Annotated in this window: 5 protein-coding genes; all 5 read right to left on the bottom strand. The window is 34.2% G+C overall.

Features of this window, described 5'->3' with window-relative positions; genetic code table 11:
- Positions 1–99: 99 nt before the first annotated feature.
- Entirely contained in the window at positions 100–435 is a 336-nt protein-coding gene (locus QRN68_RS21980) for a DMT family transporter (protein WP_285399210.1), read from the bottom strand.
- Positions 436–449: 14 nt separating this feature from the next.
- On the bottom strand, positions 450–776 hold the full coding sequence (locus QRN68_RS21975; protein ID WP_285399209.1) for a DMT family transporter: 327 nt from the start codon (positions 774–776) through the stop codon (positions 450–452).
- On the bottom strand, positions 773–1312 hold the full coding sequence (locus QRN68_RS21970) for a TetR/AcrR family transcriptional regulator (protein WP_285399207.1): 540 nt from the start codon (positions 1310–1312) through the stop codon (positions 773–775). Before QRN68_RS21970 ends, QRN68_RS21975 begins: the two co-directional genes overlap by 4 nt.
- Before the next feature lie 129 nt (positions 1313–1441).
- Positions 1442–1657 (bottom strand): helix-turn-helix domain-containing protein, encoded by a 216-nt coding sequence (locus tag QRN68_RS21965; protein WP_285399205.1) that lies wholly within the window; start codon positions 1655–1657, stop codon positions 1442–1444.
- An 11-nt stretch (positions 1658–1668) separates the two neighbouring features.
- On the bottom strand, positions 1669–2307 hold the full coding sequence (locus QRN68_RS21960) for a DUF2975 domain-containing protein (RefSeq protein WP_285399203.1): 639 nt from the start codon (positions 2305–2307) through the stop codon (positions 1669–1671).
- Between the last annotated feature and the right edge of the window lie 249 nt (positions 2308–2556).

The raw sequence follows: 2556 nt of genomic DNA, 5'->3' as shown, positions 1-2556 counted from the left end.
TTCGGGGTTCGGGACTTACACCCTATAGTTCATACGCATGCCGGGCGCACCAAAATAAAGAAAACGTCCATTTAATTTGGACGTTTTCTTTATTTGACGCTATGTTGTGGCATTATTTTCATTCCCCTGATTTAGAAGAATAACCCCACCAATAATAAGTGTGATTCCGATGGCTGAGTAAAGATTAAACACATCTCCCCATAACACGATTCCCACAATGACAGTTAAAGCTGTACCTATTCCAGACCAAACGGCATAGGCTAGGCTTAACGGTAGCGTTTTTAAACATAGCGATAATGAATAGAACGAAATGCCGTATCCAATTGCGACTGCAATCGATGGACCTAGAATTGTAAATCCTTCAGAATATTTAAGCATCGTTGTGGCAAATACTTCGCTGACAATGGATAACATTAAAAATAAATAACCGTTCATTTGCAAATTCCTCCTTAATGTCCACTACCAGCAAGGTTAAGAATAACCACACCGACAATAATTAATAGAATACCCATAAGCTTTTTAAAATTGAATAATTCCTTATAAAAGACTACACCGACTATTGCTGTGAGCGCGGTTCCTAATCCTGCCCAAATCGCATATGCCGTACCAATTGCTAAAGATTGTAATGTTAAAGATAGGAAATAAAAAGCTGTTCCATATCCAACCACTACACCGATTGTCGGTAATATTCGTTTAAATCCATTTGTTAGTTTCAACATTGAGCTTGCAAAAACTTCTGAGATAATTGCAATTAATAATAAACCAAAAGCACTCATATATGGTATTCCTTCCTTGTCATTTGCATTAATTGTTCAAAGACACCCTCTATTGCTTCAGTAGAAATCGGTGCAATATTTAACCGTTTTGAATAATACAATCCATCAATCGTTAATCGAATCAAATGGACAATAGAGACCTCTAACCCATCTTCAAACAACTCTTCTAGTAAGCATTCGTAGGCTGATGCAATCGATGCATGGTCCTGTTGCAAAATTTGAATCGCAATATTTAAGGATGCCCCTTTCGCAAGATCTTTTTGAGAAGCTAAAATAAATGCTCTCGTCAATCTCCCTGTCCCTTGCTCTTGGCTTGCTAGATGCTCATATAAATGCATAACGTCATTTAAAATCGTTTCGGCTATCGCTGTTTGAAGCGCATCCTTCGTTTTAAAATGATAGAGTAATCCGCCCTTACTAATATTCCCCCTACTTGCAATCTTATCTAAAGTCAACGTACTTACATCATTGTCCTTCAAATATTGAATCGCGGTTTGGATAATATGTAATCGCTTTAAATCAGCTTTTGATGACATTTCATAGCCTCCTTATAAAATAAAAAACCGTCTGGTCGGTCTTTTTTATTTTATAGCTCTTCACTCATATCGTCAATTATAAAAGTAAAAGTTTCGAGACCCGAACAGCATTCACTCTTCGGGTCCCTATTATTCTTCTTCATCCTCTATATATTCTAAAATATCTCCAGGTTGACAGCCCAATGCCTTACATATCGCATTTAATGTAGAAAAACGTACGGCTCTAACCTTTCCTGTTTTTAAGTTGGATAGATTGACAATCGACACATCAACCTTTTCTGCTAGCTCACTTAGCTGCATTTTTCGATCAGCAAGCATTCGATCTAACCGAATAATTATTGTCATTTCTTCACTTCCTAAGCTGTTGCATCATATTCATCTTGCAAAAACGCACCGTATCGAACTACACGTGCTATCGTCCAAATGGCTAATCCACATAATAGTAACGTCCAATTAATTCCAGTAAAATGAAAGGTTAATCCTTTTATCAATCCTGTACCTACTAACAACTCATCTAAATTAAATTGTTCAATAACAATATAGGCAATGTACGTTTGAAATGAATCTACTGTTAAGCTTAATACAACTACAGCGTAAGCAATCCACTCCATTTTTCTACTATTCGTTCCTGAAAAAATAATCCCCTTACTTAAATTACTTAATAGATTCCTTACTTGGACAACGATAAATAATAATATTCCTATGTATATTGTAGCAGTAAATAATAATTTCACGAAATTCATTTTTGTATATTGGATATCTTTCGCTACCTTATCTGCTAATTCAATTTCCATACCACCTAAATGAGCAGAAGCTGTTAAATAACCCTGTGTTAGAAAATTGTTTACTTGATTCTCGGGCACAAAAATTGCTCCAACTAAAAATACACCTATCATAGTAAGTCCAAATATCATCAAAACCATAATGATTGTAAAAACTGTACGTAACCCTTTTGTTAAAAATCGAAATTCTTTACTTTGAAGTGTTTGTTCCATTCAAGCATCCCCTCTCTTAATGTTAATTATACGTTCTATTTTATCCTTTTCAATAATTATTTAATGTTTATCATTAAAATTTCATTGTTTTAATTCGATTTATAAAGCAAACTAAATTCGGTATAATATTACAATAGAAGAAAGTTTATAACTTAGAAAGGGAGTATATATAAATTGGATTCTTTACATACATATTGATGTTAGTCTAAATAATGGACACAGAGAATTGGGAGTTTATAAAGTATAATA

This window comes from Lysinibacillus sp. fls2-241-R2A-57 (genome assembly GCF_030209535.1).
Classification (GTDB): domain Bacteria; phylum Bacillota; class Bacilli; order Bacillales_A; family Planococcaceae; genus Lysinibacillus.
This window is presented reverse-complemented; position numbering and strand designations above follow the sequence as displayed.